This is a genomic window from Pseudoalteromonas sp. G5_S1_14_S5, from assembly GCF_054968605.1.
This window is the reverse complement of sequence record NZ_JBQKUM010000012.1, coordinates 56,111-73,461: the sequence shown is the minus strand read 5'-3', so window position 1 is coordinate 73,461 and position 17,351 is coordinate 56,111. Positions and strand designations below refer to the sequence as shown.

Genomic DNA, 17,351 nt, shown 5'->3' with positions numbered 1-17,351 from the left:
ACTTTCGAGTGGGCTTTTTATTACCTGAAAAATGGGCGTATACTCAAATCACCGCATAAAACCAATACTTACAGTATAGGCGCACTGCTAACCAAGGTGTCCTTACAACGAAATAGACTTACGATGAAACAATCTCTTATGATTTGGCTTGATGCCGCACGACCAAAAACTCTGCCTCTCGCACTCGTCTCTATTCTTACAGGAAGTAGTTTAGCGTTCGCCAACGGTCAGTTCTCTTTATCGATCGCTCTGTTGGCCTTTTTAACCGCCACCCTATTACAGATTTTGTCGAACCTGGCGAATGACTACGGTGATGCAGTAAAAGGTACAGACAACGAAAACCGCTTAGGTCCAATGCGCGCCATGCAATCCGGTGCGGTGACGGCTCAAACCATGAAGCAAGCAATTATCCTTAACATCGTGTTTACCATGATTGCTGGACTGATTTTGATTTTTCATGCCTTAACGTCAATTGAGAGCATTCTATCTTTCATCGCGTTAGGCATATTAGCTATCGCCGCCGCTATCGCTTACACCGTGGGTAATAAGCCTTATGGTTATATCGGCCTTGGCGACTTATCGGTATTTACCTTCTTTGGTTTATTAGGCGTTTCAGGTACTTACTTCCTACATACTGGTCATGTTAAACCAAGCCTCTTCCTTCCTGCGTTAGGCTGTGGATTGATGGCGGTTGCAGTACTCAATATCAACAATATGCGTGATATCGAAAACGACAGTGAATGTGGTAAACGCACCATGGCGGTTCGCTTGGGGCAACGTAAAGCTAAGCAATACCATTTTGCTCTGCTTGGTTGTGCACTTGTCTCTTTCGCGATTTATCTACTAATTCAAGAAAAACCCGTTTGGATCAGCCTGCCGTTTTTACTCAGTATTATTATTGTCTACAAACATGGTAAAGCGGTTTGGGAAACAGAAAAACCCGCTCAAATTGCACCTATGATGCCTGTTATCGTGAAATGCTCGCTGATCACTAACCTATTGTTTGCAGGGGTTGTCGTAGCTCAAACTCTATTGAGTTAATTGAGACTAATCATTGCAAAGGGATCAAGCACCGATATACTCAAAGTAAGCTCATTGTTCAAAAGGTATACTAATGGAATACAACACTTCAACACTGTGCGACATATATTTGGATCAAGTTGATGTCGTAGAGCCAATGTTCAGCAACTTTGGTGGACGTGCCTCTTTCGCAGGACAGATCACGACATTAAAGTGCTTTGAAGACAACGCTTTGATTCGCTCGATACTAGAGCAAGACGGTCTAGGGCGTGTGTTGTTAATCGATGGTGGCGGCTCACTGCGTAAAGCACTGATTGATGCCGAGATGGCCCTACTTGCCGAAGACAATGAGTGGGAAGGTATTGTGGTGTATGGCTGTGTTCGCGAAGTCGATGAGCTGGAAGACATGAACCTAGGTATTCAAGCACTGGCTTCTATTCCTGTTGGAGCAAGCCAAGATGGTGTCGGTGAGCTAGATGTACCCGTTAACTTTGGCAGCGTAACCTTCTTACCGGAAGATTACCTCTACGCCGATAACACGGGCATTATTCTTTCAGCCGAACCTTTGGATGTTGAACTTGATCTCGATGCTGAAGAAGAGGTCGAGTAACTCTAGCTCTTCATAAGCCATTCACAATAACCAAGAACACAAACAAAAACGCCCACTACTGAGTAGCGGGCGTTTTTTTAAATCTGAAGAGTGAATTACTCTACTTCATCCATTTTACCAAGAAGGTTACGGATGCGATCTTGCCATGCTGAATGCTCTTCTTGCATCTGCTGAGTTTTTTGCTCTAGCTCTTGACGGCTTGCTTTCAGTTCACCAGCTTCTGTTGCTAGTGCTTGTTTCTCTTCTTTAAGCTCTTCCACTTCCATTTGAAGAAGTGCAATCGTATCTACTGCTGTTTGAATTTTTGCTTCTAGTTGCTCTAGTACTTCAAAAGACATTCTGGCCTACCTTTAAGTTATCCATTTGATGGTGAGGGTTCACTCCACTTATGTCCCCATTCTACTCAGCAGAGCAAGGATAAACACTCAATATATTCGATATTTTGCGCCATTCGATGAAAAAAACAGCGCTTTTTACCGAATATTGACGTTAATTCTTACAGTCACACTCGCAAACCAATTATTTTGATGAATATTAGTAGTTTTTCACTGCTCATTGATCAAAAGCAATCTGCAAATAGCAAAAAGGCAAACGTTTCCTTTTGGATATGGTAAAATCCGCCGCGAAATTTCTATTCCCCCTTTGAAAATTTTGGAGTCCGCATGAAACGCGATTTAGCAATGTCATTCTCTCGTGTCACAGAAGGTGCAGCACTGGCAGGTTATAAGTGGCTTGGCCGTGGCGACAAAAACGCTGCAGATGGCGCTGCTGTAGAAGTCATGCGTAGCCTACTAAACAAAACCGAAATCAGCGGTGAAATTGTTATTGGTGAAGGCGAAATCGATGATGCGCCTATGCTATACATCGGTGAAAACGTAGGTGTAGGCGGCGACGCTGTCGACATCGCAGTTGACCCAATTGAAGGGACACGCATGACAGCAATGGGCCAATCAAATGCATTGGCCGTATTGGCTGCAGGCGAGAAAGGTAGCTTCCTAAAAGCGCCTGATATGTACATGGAAAAATTAGTAGTTGGTCCTGGTGCTAAAGGCGCTATCGACTTAGCTCTACCGTTAAAAGAAAACCTAGTAAACATTGCTAAGGCTCTGGGTAAAACACTCGACACATTGGTAGTAACCACACTGGCTAAGCCACGTCACGATCAAGTGATTGCAGAGATGCAAGCGATGGGCGTTCGTGTATTCGCAGTGCCAGATGGTGATGTAGCAGCATCTATCCTAACTTGTATGCCAGACAGCGAAGTCGATGTAATGTACTGCATTGGCGGCGCACCTGAAGGTGTTGTTTCTGCAGCAGTAATTCGCGCGCTAGACGGTGACATGCACGGTCGTCTACTGCCTCGCCACGAAGTGAAAGGCGATACAGAAGAGAACCGTAAACACGGTGAGCTTGAGCTAGAACGTTGTGCTGAAATGGGCGTAACCGCTGGCATCGTGTTAAAGATGGAAGACATGGCTCGCAGCGACAACGTTGTATTCTCAGCAACGGGTATCACTAAGGGTGACCTGCTAGAGGGCATTACTCGTCAAGGCAATATCGCGACAACCGAAACCCTGCTGATCCGTGGCCGCTGCCGTACGATTCGCCACATCAAATCAACCCACTACCTAGAGCGTAAAGATCCAGAAGTGGTTGGTCACATCCTGTAATCCTCATATCGAGTGATACAGAATATTCAAAGGCTGATACCAAGTATCAGCCTTTTGTTTTATTGTCCTGTCAGATTCTCACCCTTGCTATTGATAGGTCAGTAACTGTCAAAATAGTAAATGGTTTGCTTTATAAACACCTTGCCTCATAATAGTAAGGTTCATTAGGTAGGGATAGTATGAAAACAAGCGACAAAATCTTACAGACCATTAAGCGTCAAGGCGCAGTAACGGCCAAACAGCTATCAGAAGAGTTTGGTATGACGACAATGGGTGCAAGGCAACATCTGCAAAGCCTGGAAGATGATGGCATTCTCGCGTTTAATGACGTCAAAGTGAAAGTCGGTCGTCCGACTCGTCACTGGTCTCTTACTCAGCACGGCCATAGTCAGTTTTCAGACCGTCATGGTGAACTTACGATTCAAGTCATCGATGCGGTAGAGAATCTGTTCGGAAAAGAAGGTTTAGCTAAAGTCGCTGCCGAGCGTGAACAACACACCTTAAAACAGTATCAATCTGCCCTTTCTGACTGTGATAATCTAATCAGTAAGTTAGAAAAGCTCGCCCAACTTCGTGAAGACGAAGGTTATATGGCAGAATTGAAAGAGCAGGATGATCACTACATCTTGATTGAAAACCACTGCCCTATTTGTAAGGCGGCGACTCGTTGCCCAAGCCTGTGCCAATCTGAACTCAACGTGTTCACCGAGCTTCTAAAAGATGAGTGCCACGTCAGCCGAACTGAGCATATGATTGCTGGCGAACGACGCTGTACCTACACCTTAGTGCCTGTCGCCACCACTTAACGCTAAGTGATTGATCTTGTCTCAATATTGAGAAACCAAAAGATCGAACAAAATTCATACAGAAATCTTTCTTAAGCTTAAAGGATATAAAACATGCTTAATGCTAAGGAAGGAATGATGGCACATCCACAACCAGAGCAGAAACTGCCCCCTTTTGATGAACTGGTTCAGCTCGCTCAAAACGATCCTAAAGCATTCAACCAATTCAAACACGAGATGTGTGAGCAGATGATCTGTTCCGCTTCTGAAAGTATGCAAGGCAGGCTTCGCGCTCAACAAAGCCATCTCGATTTAGTCGTCAGCCGTTGTAAAAACCCTCACCACGTCAATGTCGTGTTGATGCAAGAGCTGCGCTGCCAGCTTTGCAAGTTCCAAGACGCGCTCCAAGGGCGCTGTACCTTAGAAGAACCTCAGCCTGAAAATGTGGTTCCATTCAGACCTAACACTGAACCCAAAATGTATTAGATCAGACAGTCCCAGAAAACAAAAAAGGGAGCCTAATGCTCCCTTTATGTTAACGGCTGAAAACTCTTATACTGGATCTTCGCCGTAATCGTTGCGGCCTTCAGTGCCTTTCAACAAACCACATTCAATCAAAATCCATAAGCCACACACTAATGCTGCTGCCGTTGCCACCATGTGCATTGGTGATACCGAATCCGCCGTTGTTGCAGCAGCAGGTGAAACCAAGCGCCCTAGTACCAACGGAATATTCAGTAGTAGCCAGTAGTTAGACTTGTCACGATCATGCCAGCGCTTAGCCGTTACCGCTAAGTCTGGAATCACCAGGAGCAACAAGAAGATTGGCAGTAGGATATAAGAGTACGCTGGAAACAGTACCGAAATACCGGAGGCAAAACCGGTAATCGCAACATAGTAGAAAATGTTCCACATCCAGTAAGTCTTACGACTAACTCTCCCTTTGAAAGAGAGCAGTAAATCTTTCATCGACATCTAAAAATACTCAAAAATTAATACGCTACCAAAAAGTTAGCAGCAAATACTTTATTACACGAATCAGTTAATCACTTTCTGAAAACAACCTTTGTCCATATCGCGAATATTAACCGTTAGGCTTCGAACATGACTCGCCTGTTCTTGTAAGATTTGCATTAACGAGCGTGATAATTCCCGTTTCTGTTCTTCGGTGCGCCCGGAAAGTAACTCAAAGCTGATATGAATAAAGTCCACACTGTCTTCTTCATCACCGACTAGCCAGTTATGACAACGTAGAGAGCGTGATTTCACAGACGCAACATCAAACAAGCCACAGTTTAATGTAACTTGGTGAAGATCTTCTAGTAAACCTTGGATATTCACTCGCTCGTCCACTGAATTTGAGTACTCTAGAACTAGATTCGGCATTATTACTTCCTATTGTTAACGCAAACGTTTGTCCTTTAATACCAACTAACGATGAAAAAACCGAGAAGTTAGCTATTATTCTGTCTGTCGGATCACTGATATAAGGTCAGTATCTACTCTGACCAATCGATAAGATCCCATAAAGACATGACCACAATCATGATCTAACGCGTTTTATCTGTTATATTCTTACGAAGATTTTTTACATTAATTGATTAAATACGGAGATATTCCTATGCGTCGTCCTGTAGTGATGGGTAACTGGAAACTTAACGGTAGCAAAGCAATGGTAACTGAGCTGCTAACTGGTCTTAACGCTGAACTTGAAGGCGTTGAAGGTGTAGACGTAGCAGTAGCTCCACCAGCACTTTACATCGATCTAGCTGAGCGTCTAATCGCTGAAGGCGGTAACAAAATCATCCTAGGTGCTCAAAACACTGACCTAAACAACAGCGGTGCTTTCACTGGCGACATGTCTCCAGAAATGCTGAAAGACTTCGGTGCGACTCACATCATCATCGGCCACTCTGAGCGTCGTGAATACCACAACGAATCAGACGAGTTCATTGCTAAGAAATTCAAATTCCTACAAGAGAACGGCCTGAAGCCTGTTTTCTGTATCGGTGAATCTGACGAGCAAAACGAAGCAGGCGAAACTGAAGCAGTATGTGCACGTCAAATCAACGCAGTTATCGACACTTACGGTGTTGAAGCTCTAAACGGTGCAATCATCGCTTACGAACCAATCTGGGCTATCGGTACTGGTAAGGCAGCAACAGCTGAAGATGCACAACGCATCCACGCTTCTATTCGTGCAATGATCGCTGAAAAAGACGCCGCAGTAGCTGAGCAAGTAATCATCCAATACGGTGGTTCTGTTAAGCCTGAAAACGCTGAAGCTTACTTCGCACAACCGGACATCGACGGTGCTCTAGTTGGCGGTGCAGCTCTTAACGCAGCTGGTTTCGCAGCTATCGCTAAAGCAGCTGCTAAAGCAAAAGCTTAATTTAAACATCACTGTTTAAATTGAATGAAAGGTCAACTTAGGTTGACCTTTTTTATTGCTTGTTACTTATGATATTAGCAAGCAGACAAAAAAAACCGCTGATAAATCAGCGGTTTTTAAATTCTATAAGCTTACGCTCAGCATGGCTTAGAACAACTCTTCTGCTATGCGGAACAGCTCAGAACGGTCTGGGTTCTGCATGCTCTCGATACAGTCGATGATATCGTGGTGAACAAGCTCTTCTTTCTCGATACCAACACAACGACCACCGTGGCCTTCTTGAAGAAGGTGAACAGCGTAGTTACCCATGCGAGAAGCAAGTACACGGTCAAATGCAGTAGGACGCCCACCACGTTGGATGTGACCAAGAACCGTTGCACGAGTTTCACGACCCGTTGCTGCTTCGATCTCTTTAGCCAGCTCGTTCGCATCCATCATTAACTCAGTTAGAGCGATGATTGCGTGCTTCTTACCTTTAGCAATGCCATCTTGAATGTTGCCGATTAGCTGCTCTTTATCTAGACCAGTCTCAGGTGTGATGATGTACTCACAACCACCTGCGATTGCCGACATAAGCGTAAGGTCACCACAGTGACGGCCCATGATTTCAACAATAGAAATACGTTGGTGAGAAGAAGACGTATCACGTAGACGGTCGATAGAATCAATAACAGTGTTAAGCGCTGTTAGGTAACCGATTGTGTAATCAGTACCAGCAATGTCGTTATCGATTGTGCCTGGAAGACCGATACATGGATAACCCATTTCAGTCAGCTTCTTAGCACCCATGTAAGAGCCGTCACCACCGATAACAACAAGTGCTTCGATACCGTGTTCTTTTAGGTTCTCGATACCTTTCTCACGAACAGCAACGTCTTTGAACTCAGGGAAACGTGCAGAACCTAAGAAAGTACCACCACGGTTGATCACATCAGACACGCTTGAACGGTCAAGCTTTACGATACGGTTTTCAACAAGGCCTTGGTAGCCATCGTAAATACCGTAAACTTCAATGCCAAGTGATAACGCGGTACGAACTACGCCACGAACTGCTGCGTTCATGCCCGGAGCGTCACCACCACTGGTCAAAACACCGATCTTCTTAATCATGCTCACCCTCGATTTTTGGGAATCTATTATTCAATTCTTGTTATTGCTGAATGTATATCAACAAGATTTTAAATCTATATTTGTGCGTTATGTTACATTTCCTCAACAGGAATAGCACTTAAATCGCGAAAATTTATGTAACATTTCTACTTCTGTAAGAGTATTACAGTTTTATTCAGTAACTTTGTTGATTCATATCAGAATCAACATTAATTGTTACTAAGGTGTTTTTTGAATCACTAAAGCGTTCGCAATTTCTACTCACTCTAGTTCAAAAACCATCCACTTACCATTTGCTGCCTAGTTTTGTGCCCATTACCACGAATGAAACTTTTGTTGTTTCTCTGGCCCAAACACCACCGAATAAGGATCTTGGTGAATTAATACATCAGCATCAGGGAACACTGAGATAAGTTTGGACTCTACTTCGTCAGAAATGCGATGCGCTTCAATAAGTGGCATCTCATCTTCCAACTCAAAGTGCAATTGAATGAAGCGAGTAGGACCTGAACGACGAGTTCTGAGCTGATGCACACCAAGCACCCCTTCTACACTCAACGATGTCTCTTTTATCTGTTTTAGCTCTTTATCAGGCAACTTGTGATCAAGCAGAGATTGAATCGCCTCCACCGCCATTTGGTAAGCGCTATAAAGAATATAAATACCAATGCCTACCGCAAATACTGAGTCCGCCTGACCAATGCCAAACCAGCTTAACCCCAGAGCCAGTATAATGGCCGCGTTCATATACAGGTCAGATTGATAATGCAGTGAATCCGCAGCAATAGCCTGGCTGCCCGTTTTCTTGACCACGTGTTTTTGGAATCGAACCAGACCAAATGTCATCACTATCGCAAACAAGCTGACGTAAATACCGATTTCTGGAGCGTTGAGCTCATGAGGTCTAAAGAAGCGCTCGACACCATTAAGAATGAGGAAACAGGCTGAGCCCGAGATAAACATCGCCTGTGCTAATGCAGCGAGTGATTCCGCCTTACCGTGACCAAAGGTATGTTCTTTGTCAGCAGGCTGAAGAGAATATCGGACCACCAATAAGTTAACGACCGAAGCGGCAATATCTAACATGGAATCGACCACGGAAGCCAATAGGCTCACCGAACCTGTCACCCACCACGCCGCGACTTTCACGATCAACAAAATAGTGGCAATGGTGGTAGCAGCCCAAGCGGCCAGCGCAACTAAACGTGCGTATTCTTGTTTCATAACTTGGCTATAAAGTGACTGATAGCACAAAGTATAACCTGCAAACAATCAATTGAATATGACAGCTAGGATGTAAGACATTCATTTTTAGGGATCAAAAAAGCGGCTCTCGGCCGCTTCTTTTTAAACACTTTCATTCAGGCTTGCTTTATCAAGCTTTGAATTACTGGTCTCGGTTCATGTGCTTTTCCATCTTTTCAGCACATTTCGCCATACGCTCTTGCTGGATTTCTTTCAGTTGAGTTTTTTGCTCAGGCGTTAGCACGCTCATCATTTCGTGTTGCTTCTTAAGCATTGCTACGCGACGCTCAGTTTGCTTCTCAACCATTTGGCTTGCTAGGTCGTTTGCCGCTGCTTCATCGAAGTTGTCAGCTAATACCAATGCTTGAACTTTCTCATGATGCGCTTTCATTTGCGCCATTTTGTCTGACTTGTTGCCCGCGTGTTTTGCTTTCATCTCAGCACGGTTCGCTTTACGTATCTCTTTTAACTGTTCTTTTTGTGCGTCAGTTAGGTCTAGTTGGCGCATCACTTTCTTGTCGAAGCCACCACATTTGCCGTGCATGCCTTTGTGGTCGCCCTTGTCACCGCCGCCAAATGCGTACGCACCTGCTGTACCTAACATAAGTGGAAGTGCCGCAGCTGCCAGTACAAGTCTCTTCGTCATTTTCATAATTGTTGCCTCAATTCGGTATAATAAGTCATGTATTGCGTCTGTATCTCAGCGCTTGAACATAGATTAGTCTTTCCCTCGTAAAGGGACGTTTAGAAAGCGTAAAGAATCGTAAAGAGTGAAAGCTGACGAATAATTAGCAGTATTATTAACCTATAAACTACCGATTAAGGCTTTCACATGGCGAACATTCTTCTTATTGATGACGACACCGAGCTAACGAGCTTACTTAAAGACATTCTTAGCTTTGAGGGCTTCACTGTTTCTGAAGCCAATGATGGCTACGCAGGGCTCGAAGCGATCAATGATGAGATTGATTTGATTCTTTTGGATGTAATGATGCCGCGTCTGAATGGCATGGAAACACTCAAAAAGCTAAGAGAACATTGGGAAACGCCTGTGCTAATGCTGACGGCGAAAGGGGAAGAGATCGACCGTGTGATCGGCCTGGAGCTTGGCGCGGATGACTACTTACCAAAGCCTTTTAGCGACCGAGAGCTACTCGCACGTATTCGCGCCATCTTGCGCCGCACGCAAACCAAGAGCACTCCAAAAGCCGCCAGCGATAGAATCCAATATCAAGACATTGAAGTATTCCCTGGCAAACAAGAAGCGTACTGCAATGGCGAGATCATCGACCTCACCACTACCGAGTTCGCTCTACTAAGCCACCTTATTCAAAATCCGGGGCAAGTGATCACCAAGGAAGCGTTAAGCTTAGATGTACTTGGCAAAAGGCTTGCAGCATTTGACCGTGCGATAGACATGCACATCTCTAACCTACGTAAAAAGATTCCAGAACGTAGCGATGACAAATCACGCATCAAGACCTTGCGTGGTCGTGGCTACCTATTGGTAGAGGAGGATTAATGCGCATCCCTAAAATCACTAGCTTATATGGACGTATCTTTGCCATCTTTTGGTTCACCATGTTACTGGTGCTTTTATCCGTACTCTCACTACCACACCTAGACCCGCGAGTAGCGCGTGATGTGCCCGCGGACCATCTCAGCAAATTGGAACGCATCGCCAAGGCTACAGAGCAACGCTACGCCAGAGAGCCGAACCTCGGCAAAATTGTCTTCCAACTTGAGGCGCCACGTAGCCGCAAAGATTCTCGTGCACGTATCTATCTGACCGATCTTGAAGGTGCTGTTCTAACCTCAAAAAGACATTCAGACTACAAGCTTAAAGCGATTCGTAACTTTGTAACCTCAATTGATAACCCGAAAGTACCAAAGCAGAAGCTTTACGGGAACTACATGGTTGCTGGCCCTGTGCCAATCAAGCTGGCAGGTGAAGAGCTACTCATGTACGCCGGAATAAAGTGGAATAAGCCACCGCCGTTCTTAATGCGACTATTTGATAGACCACTGCAGCTGCTGCTTGCCGTGATGCTAGCCAGTACCCCACTATTACTTTGGTTAGCTTGGGCGCTCAGCCAGCCAGCCCGTCGACTTGAACGTGCCGCGCAACGTGTAGCGAAAGGCGAATTCGAGGTCGATCCAACCCTTGAAAAAGGCACTTCAGAATTCAGACAAGCAGGCGAAAGCTTTAACCAAATGGTTGAAGCGGTAAACCAGATGATCTCAGGGCAACAGCGCTTGCTTTCTGATATCTCACACGAGCTGCGTTCGCCTTTAACACGACTCCGTATGGCCAATGCACTGGCGATTCGTAAGCAAGGAGAGAGCTCAGAACTCGAGCGTATTGATACAGAAGCGCAGCGCTTGGAACAGATGATCAGTGAACTACTTACCCTCTCTCGCATGCAGGTTGATAGCCACATTACTCGTGAAGTTCAGCCGATATCGAGCTTGTGGGAAGAAATCTTAAAAGACGCGCAGTTTGAAGCAGAACAGATGGGGAAAGAGCTGACATTCTCAGAAATCCCTGAGCGTTCAATTTCAGGTAATCCTAAGCTACTGATGAGTGCCTTAGACAACATTACGCGCAACGCCATATACTACGGTAAAGACCAAGTCGATGTGCAATTTCACGTAGTGCAAGATCAGCTGACCATTTGCGTCAATGACAACGGTGATGGTGTTCCTGATGATGAACTCGACTCTATCTTCAGACCTTTCTACCGTGTTTCTACCGCTCGAGACCGCAATTCTGGCGGCACAGGGCTTGGGCTGACCATTACCGAGAGTGCGATTCGTCAACATAGCGGAACAATTACCGCGAGCCGCAGTAAACTCGGTGGATTACAGCTCGAAATTACTCTGCCTATCCTGCCACTGTAATACCCCTACAAAGATCGCAGTTGATAATGATTGTTATTATCATTATGGTAAATCCTCTAATTAAGGAGGATTTACCATGTCTCACATTTTCCCTGTCCTGCCCTACGCCTACGATGCTCTAGAACCTTACATCGATGCAAAAACGATGGAAGTGCACTACAGCAAGCACCATAGAACCTACTACGATAAGTTTGTTGCTGCGGTGTCTGGTAGCGAGCTTGAACAGCAATCTCTCACTGAAATCTTCGCTAATATTTCTCAACACAGCCCCGCCGTGCGTAACAATGGCGGCGGCTACTACAACCATATCTTGTATTGGAACTGTATGTCGCAAGACGGCGGTGGCGAACCAACGGGCGATCTTGGTGAGGCGATTAAAAGCACATTTGGAGATTTTGCAGCGTTCCAAGATCAGTTCGCTCAAGCGGCAATCAACACCTTCGGCTCTGGTTTTGCTTGGTTAGTTGTAGAAGCTGGGCAACTAAAGATCATCTCAACCTCAAATCAAGATAATCCTTGGATGGATACAGTGGCCAGCAACGGTGAACCGATCCTTGCGTTAGATGTGTGGGAGCACGCCTACTACATCAGCTATCAGAACCGCCGACCTGACTACATCAACGCTTGGTGGAACGTGGTCAACTGGACTGCAGTATCAGAAAACTACGCACAGGCACTCGCCAACCAAGCCTAAGTGGGTGGTGGCAAACTGTACTCACACAGCTTGCCACCGTATACTCTGGCTATCTTTGACTACTCTTGTGAACCCACATGTTTGATATCGCTCTATACGAACCAGAAATTGCACCCAACACGGGTAACATCATCCGCCTATGTGCTAATTGCGGCGCAAACCTGCACCTGATTGAGCCACTTGGCTTTGATTTTGAAGAGAAGAAAGTGCGTCGTGCTGGTTTGGATTATCACGACCTAGCGCGAGTGAAACGTCACAAGAACCTAGAAGCTTTTATTGAATATCTAGAGAACGAACGTGAAGGTGATTACCGTATCTTTGCGTGTACCACCAAAACCACAGGTCATCACGTGGATGCCAAGTTCCAACAAGGTGATGTGTTGATGTTCGGCCCTGAGACACGCGGCCTACCTGCTGAGTTCATCGAAAGCATGCCGATGGAACAGCGTATTCGTATTCCAATGATGCCAGATGCACGCAGCCTGAACCTGTCCAATGCTGTAGCAATCATCGCGTTTGAAGCATGGCGACAAATGGGCTTTGAAGGCGCGGTATAACCAACCCCTCAAACACCTATTATCTGTAATCGCTAATACTCAATAAAAAAGGCTCTTACCATTATCTCTTTCTTGCGAAGGATAAAGGTAAGAGCCTTTTCAGTTGTTGTCTTTCTATCTAAGCAGCAGGATTAGTTTAAGCGGTTACGATCGTTGTCTTCGTCTTTCTTCTCAAACTCACCTTCAAAGGTGTTACCGCCTTTTGATTGGTCAAATGGGTCGCGGTTGAATGGATCGTCTCCAAATGGACTCTGACCAAAGCCAGCCTGCCCACCAGCGTGGAACCCGCCAGACATGTTTTTAACCACCATTTTTTCCATCATTTTCTTAGCGATCATGGCTCTTGGTGCTGGCAACAATACCAGCATACCCAGAGCGTCAGTCATAAAGCCTGGAGTCAGCAGCAATACACCAGCCACCGCCAGCATCACGCCTTCAAGGATCTGCTGTGCCGGCATCTCACCTTGCTGTAGTCGACCTTGAACGGACATCAGTGTTTGAATACCTTGGCTACGAACCAGAGATGCACCAACAAATGCCGTAATCAAAACCAATGCAATAGTTGGCCACAATCCCAAGAAGCCACCAACTTGAATAAATAGCCCAATCTCAATGATGGGTACGAAGATAAATAGTAATAATAAGATAGGAAACACACGCCCTCCTTTGTTGCTTTCAGTTTACGCTGAAAGGTCTATCAATCTCAAATTTATCCTGTAAATAAGCGTGTATATTGAACCAAATTAACTTTGCAAAATATTGACTAAACAAAAGCGAAAAAGGTGATCAACTTACTATTTTTATGCGCTAGGTACAGTATCATGTGCCACATAAGTCAGGACGGATTTATCAGCCCAATATTCTAGCGAACGGAGTATTTGCACACAGAATAGGCTAATAACTAACTATATAATCAGAATTATTCTCTAAGGATCCTGTTATGGCTACTCTATCAGAAGCACAAGTTAATGCTCCTCAAGCTACTCGTCTCGAAGAAGATCTTTTAGGTCAACGTCATGTTCCGGCTGATGCTTACTACGGCATCCACACCCTACGCGCAGTTGAAAACTTCAACATCTCAAATGTAACGATCTCAGATGTACCAGAATTCGTTCGCGGCATGGTGATGACAAAAAAAGCAGCGGCTTTAGCAAACAAAGAGTTAGGTGTAATTCCTAGCGAAGTGGCTAAATACATCATCCAAGCTTGTGACCTAATTCTAGACACTGGCAAGTGCATGGATCAGTTCCCATCAGATGTGTTCCAAGGTGGTGCTGGTACCTCTGTAAACATGAACGCGAACGAAGTGGTAGCGAACGTTGCACTTGAGCTAATGGGCAAAGAAAAAGGCCAGTACGAGTTCATCAACCCGAACGACCACGTAAACCGCAGCCAATCAACTAACTGTGCTTACCCAACAGGCTTCCGTATCTCTGTTTACAACAGCGTACTAAAACTGATCGATGCAATTGAATACCTTAAAGGTGCATTCGAGCTTAAGAGCCAAGAATTCAACACCGTTTTGAAGATGGGGCGTACTCAACTTCAAGATGCAGTTCCAATGACGGTTGGTCAAGAGTTCCACGCTTGGGCGGTAACCATCAATGAAGAAATCAAAAACCTAGAATACACATCTAAGCTACTGCTTGAAGTTAACCTGGGCGCAACGGCAATCGGTACAGGTCTAAACGCAGCACCAGGTTACCAAGGCCTTGCTGTTAAACACCTAGCTGAAGTAACTGGCCTAGACTGTGTTCCAGCAGAAGACCTAATCGAAGCAACTTCAGACTGTGGCGCATACGTAATGACGCACGGCGCGCTTAAGCGTCTAGCAGTTAAACTGTCTAAGATTTGTAACGACCTACGTCTACTGTCTTCTGGTCCTCGCGCAGGCTTGAACGAGCTGAACCTACCTGAACTTCAAGCAGGCTCTTCAATCATGCCAGCTAAAGTAAACCCAGTAGTACCTGAAGTAGTAAACCAAGTTTGCTTCAAAGTTCTAGGTAACGACAACACGGTTTCTTTCGCAGCTGAAGGTGGTCAACTTCAACTGAACGTTATGGAACCTGTGATTGCACAAAGCATGTTTGAGTCTCTAGACATCCTAACTAATGCTTGTGTGAACCTACGCGACAAGTGTGTAGACGGCATTACGGTAAACAAAGAAATCTGTGAAGCGCACGTCTTTAACTCTATCGGTATCGTAACTTACCTCAACCCATACATTGGCCACCACGAAGGTGACATTGTTGGTAAGATCTGTGCAGAAACAGGTAAGAGTGTTCGTGATGTGGTTCTAGAGCGCGGTTTACTAACCGAAGAAGAACTTGATGACATTTTCTCTGTTGAAAATTTGATGCATCCTCAGTATAAAGCAAAACGCTACGAGTAACGCTAGTGAGAAAGGGCTCCAAACGGAGCCCTTTTTTAGGCTCCAATACGATTAACCATGTTTACTATATGGTTTTATGTATGTTGCGCTTTTGCTTAATTGAATCTAAACCATAGAACTATTATCTGAACATTCTCTCAACGAGTGGTCACATAATAAGATCTACATGAGGTGTTAATTATGATTGCAGTAGAACTGTTTATCGTCCTGCTCTTTATCTTCTTAGGGGCCAGAATTGGCGGCATCGGTATCGGCTTCGCCGGTGGTGCTGGTGTTATTGCACTTTCACTTATGCTTGGCGTACCAACAAGCCAATCTTTTATCCCAATTGATGTAATCCTGATTATCATGTCGGTTATCACCGCAATTGCTGCAATGCAGGTTGCTGGCGGTATGGACTGGTTGGTGCAAATTGCAGAAAACTTTTTGCGTAAGCACCCTGAACGCATCACCTTTTACGCGCCAATTGTGACCTTTTTAATGACGCTAATGGCGGGTACTGGCCACACTGCATTCTCAACTCTGCCTGTTATTGCGGAAGTAGCGAAATACCAAGGTGTACGTCCTTCTCGCCCACTGTCTATTGCTGTTGTTGCGTCTCAAATTGCTATCACGGCTTCGCCAATCTCAGCAGCAGTTGTGGCTTTCGCAGCCATGCTTGCACCATTCGGTGTTGATTACCTAACACTACTGATGGTTTGTATCCCAACAACCTTCATCGCTTGTATGGTGGGTGCTGTTGTTGCTAACTACATGGGTAGCGAACTAAAAGACGATCCTGTTTACCAAGAGCGCCTAGAGAAAGGTCTAATCAAACTAGCAACAGATGAGAAGCGCGAAATCCTTCCTACAGCGAAGAAAGCGACATACATCTTCCTAGCGGCGATTGGCTTCGTGGTTTGTTACGCAGCGGCTATCTCAAGCTCTGTTGGCCTAATCGAAAACCCTACACTAGGTCGTAACGAAGCGATCATGTCGGTGATGTTGGCAGTAGCAGCGGCAATCGTAATGTTCACTAAGATCGATGCAGCGAAAATTTCTTCAGCACCTACATTCCGCTCTGGTATGACTGCGTGTGTATGTGTACTTGGTGTGGCTTGGTTAGGTTCTACGTTTGTGAACGCACACGTTGCTGAAATCAAAGACGTTGCTGGTGCGCTACTGGCAGATTACCCATGGATGCTGGCTCTTGTTCTGTTCTTCGCTTCTATGCTGCTTTACTCTCAAGGCGCAACAACGGTTGCATTAATGCCTGCAGCACTAGCAATTGGCGTAGCACCACTAACAGCCGTTGCTTCTTTCGCTGCAGTAAGTGCACTGTTCGTTCTTCCTACTTACCCTACGCTACTGGCTGCGGTTGAGATGGATGACACAGGCTCAACGCGTATCGGTAACCTAGTATTCAACCACCCGTTCTTCATTCCAGGTGTGGTAACAATCAGTACTGCAGTAGCACTAGGCTTCGCATTCGGTGGTCTGTTTATCTAAAATCCACTGATGATATGACTCTAAAAGGAAGCTTCGGCTTCCTTTTTTTTTGTGGCTTAATGTGATTTTTGATGCCCGTCAAATAACCATGACAAACTTTAAAACTCGTTCAAAAATAAAGTTTGAATAAAATTCCAAGACTATCCAACCCATTATCTATCGACACCTATCAAATCAACCCTCCCCTATTTACAAACTAACCAAACCGAATATTAATCCAAACTAGTTAACCAAAAAACCTTACGGTTTTCCTCACATTTTTTAGCCCTTTTACTGGCTACTATTTTTGTGAACAGCACCAAACTTAAATGATTAAGTAAGGAATAAAATAACCGCAGCTAAATTAAACAAACTTCATCTTGATTAGTAAATATCAAATAACTTTAATTTAAAGCCCGCAAATTTATATCGTTGGGTAATTTATAAGTGTCAGTGTATTTACAGTCTATAAATCATTATTCGCTAATTCACATCTCTTCTACTTAAG

The 17,351-nt window shown here is 44.9% G+C and carries 19 protein-coding genes; 12 read left to right on the top strand and 7 right to left on the bottom strand.

Features of this window, described 5'->3' with window-relative positions:
- Positions 1-123 precede the first annotated feature (123 nt).
- The gene (locus ACTRWI_RS05830; RefSeq protein WP_499129855.1) at positions 124-1,041 is read left to right on the top strand and encodes a 1,4-dihydroxy-2-naphthoate polyprenyltransferase; all 918 of its coding nucleotides are present in this window, start codon (positions 124-126) and stop codon (positions 1,039-1,041) included.
- Between the two features lie 73 nt (positions 1,042-1,114).
- Positions 1,115-1,630, top strand: a complete 516-nt coding sequence (gene rraA, locus ACTRWI_RS05825; protein WP_499129854.1) for a ribonuclease E activity regulator RraA — start codon at positions 1,115-1,117, stop codon at positions 1,628-1,630.
- A gap of 95 nt (positions 1,631-1,725) precedes the next feature.
- On the opposite strand, the gene zapB is transcribed toward rraA, so the two are convergent.
- On the bottom strand, positions 1,726-1,968 hold the full coding sequence (gene zapB / locus ACTRWI_RS05820; protein WP_004737134.1) for a cell division protein ZapB: 243 nt from the start codon (positions 1,966-1,968) through the stop codon (positions 1,726-1,728).
- A 324-nt stretch (positions 1,969-2,292) separates the two neighbouring features.
- Between zapB and glpX the strand changes: the two genes are divergently transcribed.
- The 3 genes from glpX to ACTRWI_RS05805 all read left to right on the top strand — a co-directional run bounded on the left by glpX (position 2,293) and on the right by ACTRWI_RS05805 (position 4,571).
- Positions 2,293-3,300, top strand: coding sequence for a class II fructose-bisphosphatase (gene glpX, locus ACTRWI_RS05815; RefSeq protein WP_499129853.1), 1,008 nt, complete (start codon positions 2,293-2,295; stop codon positions 3,298-3,300).
- A gap of 179 nt (positions 3,301-3,479) precedes the next feature.
- Positions 3,480-4,106: a helix-turn-helix transcriptional regulator gene (locus tag ACTRWI_RS05810; RefSeq protein ID WP_499129852.1), complete on the top strand. Its 627-nt coding sequence runs from the start codon at positions 3,480-3,482 to the stop codon at positions 4,104-4,106.
- 93 nt (positions 4,107-4,199) lie between these two features.
- Complete coding sequence (locus ACTRWI_RS05805) at positions 4,200-4,571, top strand: DUF3135 domain-containing protein (RefSeq protein WP_499129851.1); 372 nt, start codon at positions 4,200-4,202, stop codon at positions 4,569-4,571.
- 66 nt (positions 4,572-4,637) lie between these two features.
- Here the strand turns inward: ACTRWI_RS05805 and ACTRWI_RS05800 are convergent, their stop codons facing one another.
- Together ACTRWI_RS05800 and ACTRWI_RS05795 are read right to left on the bottom strand one after the other, a co-directional pair.
- A complete protein-coding gene (locus ACTRWI_RS05800; protein ID WP_499129850.1) occupies positions 4,638-5,060 on the bottom strand; it encodes a DUF805 domain-containing protein in 423 nt (140 codons plus the stop codon).
- A gap of 63 nt (positions 5,061-5,123) precedes the next feature.
- The gene (locus ACTRWI_RS05795) at positions 5,124-5,471 is read right to left on the bottom strand and encodes a 5-carboxymethyl-2-hydroxymuconate Delta-isomerase (RefSeq protein ID WP_499129849.1); all 348 of its coding nucleotides are present in this window, start codon (positions 5,469-5,471) and stop codon (positions 5,124-5,126) included.
- A gap of 235 nt (positions 5,472-5,706) precedes the next feature.
- Here ACTRWI_RS05795 and tpiA point away from each other — a divergent pair, with 235 nt between their 5' ends.
- On the top strand, positions 5,707-6,477 hold the full coding sequence (tpiA, locus tag ACTRWI_RS05790) for a triose-phosphate isomerase (RefSeq protein WP_063525233.1): 771 nt from the start codon (positions 5,707-5,709) through the stop codon (positions 6,475-6,477).
- A gap of 147 nt (positions 6,478-6,624) precedes the next feature.
- Here the strand turns inward: tpiA and pfkA are convergent, their stop codons facing one another.
- From pfkA to ACTRWI_RS05775, 3 genes are all read right to left on the bottom strand, one after another.
- Entirely contained in the window at positions 6,625-7,587 is a 963-nt protein-coding gene (gene pfkA / locus ACTRWI_RS05785) for a 6-phosphofructokinase (protein WP_499129848.1), read from the bottom strand.
- Between the two features lie 315 nt (positions 7,588-7,902).
- Positions 7,903-8,811, bottom strand: coding sequence for a CDF family cation-efflux transporter FieF (gene fieF, locus ACTRWI_RS05780; protein ID WP_499129847.1), 909 nt, complete (start codon positions 8,809-8,811; stop codon positions 7,903-7,905).
- Positions 8,812-8,974: 163 nt separating this feature from the next.
- Positions 8,975-9,484 (bottom strand): CpxP family protein, encoded by a 510-nt coding sequence (locus tag ACTRWI_RS05775; protein ID WP_499129846.1) that lies wholly within the window; start codon positions 9,482-9,484, stop codon positions 8,975-8,977.
- Positions 9,485-9,664: 180 nt separating this feature from the next.
- On the opposite strand from ACTRWI_RS05775, the gene ACTRWI_RS05770 reads away from it, so the two are divergent.
- The 4 genes from ACTRWI_RS05770 to trmL all read left to right on the top strand — a co-directional run bounded on the left by ACTRWI_RS05770 (position 9,665) and on the right by trmL (position 12,984).
- Entirely contained in the window at positions 9,665-10,354 is a 690-nt protein-coding gene (locus ACTRWI_RS05770; protein WP_499129845.1) for a response regulator, read from the top strand.
- Positions 10,354-11,733 (top strand): envelope stress sensor histidine kinase CpxA, encoded by a 1,380-nt coding sequence (gene cpxA / locus ACTRWI_RS05765; RefSeq protein ID WP_499129844.1) that lies wholly within the window; start codon positions 10,354-10,356, stop codon positions 11,731-11,733. Before ACTRWI_RS05770 ends, cpxA begins: the two co-directional genes overlap by 1 nt.
- 76 nt (positions 11,734-11,809) lie before the next feature.
- Complete coding sequence (locus tag ACTRWI_RS05760; RefSeq protein WP_499129843.1) at positions 11,810-12,427, top strand: superoxide dismutase; 618 nt, start codon at positions 11,810-11,812, stop codon at positions 12,425-12,427.
- Between the two features lie 77 nt (positions 12,428-12,504).
- Positions 12,505-12,984: a tRNA (uridine(34)/cytosine(34)/5-carboxymethylaminomethyluridine(34)-2'-O)-methyltransferase TrmL gene (gene trmL, locus ACTRWI_RS05755; protein ID WP_004737121.1), complete on the top strand. Its 480-nt coding sequence runs from the start codon at positions 12,505-12,507 to the stop codon at positions 12,982-12,984.
- Between the two features lie 131 nt (positions 12,985-13,115).
- Here the strand turns inward: trmL and ACTRWI_RS05750 are convergent, their stop codons facing one another.
- Entirely contained in the window at positions 13,116-13,640 is a 525-nt protein-coding gene (locus tag ACTRWI_RS05750; RefSeq protein WP_499129842.1) for an FxsA family protein, read from the bottom strand.
- Positions 13,641-13,924: 284 nt separating this feature from the next.
- Between ACTRWI_RS05750 and aspA the strand changes: the two genes are divergently transcribed.
- Both aspA and ACTRWI_RS05740 read left to right on the top strand, forming a co-directional pair.
- Positions 13,925-15,376: an aspartate ammonia-lyase gene (gene aspA, locus ACTRWI_RS05745; protein WP_499129841.1), complete on the top strand. Its 1,452-nt coding sequence runs from the start codon at positions 13,925-13,927 to the stop codon at positions 15,374-15,376.
- Between the two features lie 180 nt (positions 15,377-15,556).
- Entirely contained in the window at positions 15,557-16,864 is a 1,308-nt protein-coding gene (locus ACTRWI_RS05740) for an anaerobic C4-dicarboxylate transporter (RefSeq protein ID WP_499129840.1), read from the top strand.
- The last annotated feature ends 487 nt before the right edge of the window (positions 16,865-17,351 follow it).

Bases quoted from the DNA above. Each gene is read 5' to 3' on its own strand.
- ACTRWI_RS05760 (WP_499129843.1), top strand. From the start codon at position 11,810: ATGTCTCACATTTTCCCTGTCCTGCCCTACGCCTACGATGCTCTAGAA.
- ACTRWI_RS05770 (WP_499129845.1), top strand. From the start codon at position 9,665: ATGGCGAACATTCTTCTTATTGATGACGACACCGAGCTAACGAGCTTA.
- aspA (WP_499129841.1), top strand. From the start codon at position 13,925: ATGGCTACTCTATCAGAAGCACAAGTTAATGCTCCTCAAGCTACTCGT.
- ACTRWI_RS05830 (WP_499129855.1), top strand. From the start codon at position 124: ATGAAACAATCTCTTATGATTTGGCTTGATGCCGCACGACCAAAAACT.
- ACTRWI_RS05740 (WP_499129840.1), top strand. From the start codon at position 15,557: ATGATTGCAGTAGAACTGTTTATCGTCCTGCTCTTTATCTTCTTAGGG.
- pfkA (WP_499129848.1), bottom strand. From the start codon at position 7,587: ATGATTAAGAAGATCGGTGTTTTGACCAGTGGTGGTGACGCTCCGGGC.
- ACTRWI_RS05805 (WP_499129851.1), top strand. From the start codon at position 4,200: ATGCTTAATGCTAAGGAAGGAATGATGGCACATCCACAACCAGAGCAG.
- ACTRWI_RS05800 (WP_499129850.1), bottom strand. From the start codon at position 5,060: ATGTCGATGAAAGATTTACTGCTCTCTTTCAAAGGGAGAGTTAGTCGT.
- zapB (WP_004737134.1), bottom strand. From the start codon at position 1,968: ATGTCTTTTGAAGTACTAGAGCAACTAGAAGCAAAAATTCAAACAGCA.
- glpX (WP_499129853.1), top strand. From the start codon at position 2,293: ATGAAACGCGATTTAGCAATGTCATTCTCTCGTGTCACAGAAGGTGCA.
- rraA (WP_499129854.1), top strand. From the start codon at position 1,115: ATGGAATACAACACTTCAACACTGTGCGACATATATTTGGATCAAGTT.
- trmL (WP_004737121.1), top strand. From the start codon at position 12,505: ATGTTTGATATCGCTCTATACGAACCAGAAATTGCACCCAACACGGGT.
- ACTRWI_RS05775 (WP_499129846.1), bottom strand. From the start codon at position 9,484: ATGAAAATGACGAAGAGACTTGTACTGGCAGCTGCGGCACTTCCACTT.
- cpxA (WP_499129844.1), top strand. From the start codon at position 10,354: ATGCGCATCCCTAAAATCACTAGCTTATATGGACGTATCTTTGCCATC.
- ACTRWI_RS05810 (WP_499129852.1), top strand. From the start codon at position 3,480: ATGAAAACAAGCGACAAAATCTTACAGACCATTAAGCGTCAAGGCGCA.
- tpiA (WP_063525233.1), top strand. From the start codon at position 5,707: ATGCGTCGTCCTGTAGTGATGGGTAACTGGAAACTTAACGGTAGCAAA.
- fieF (WP_499129847.1), bottom strand. From the start codon at position 8,811: ATGAAACAAGAATACGCACGTTTAGTTGCGCTGGCCGCTTGGGCTGCT.
- ACTRWI_RS05795 (WP_499129849.1), bottom strand. From the start codon at position 5,471: ATGCCGAATCTAGTTCTAGAGTACTCAAATTCAGTGGACGAGCGAGTG.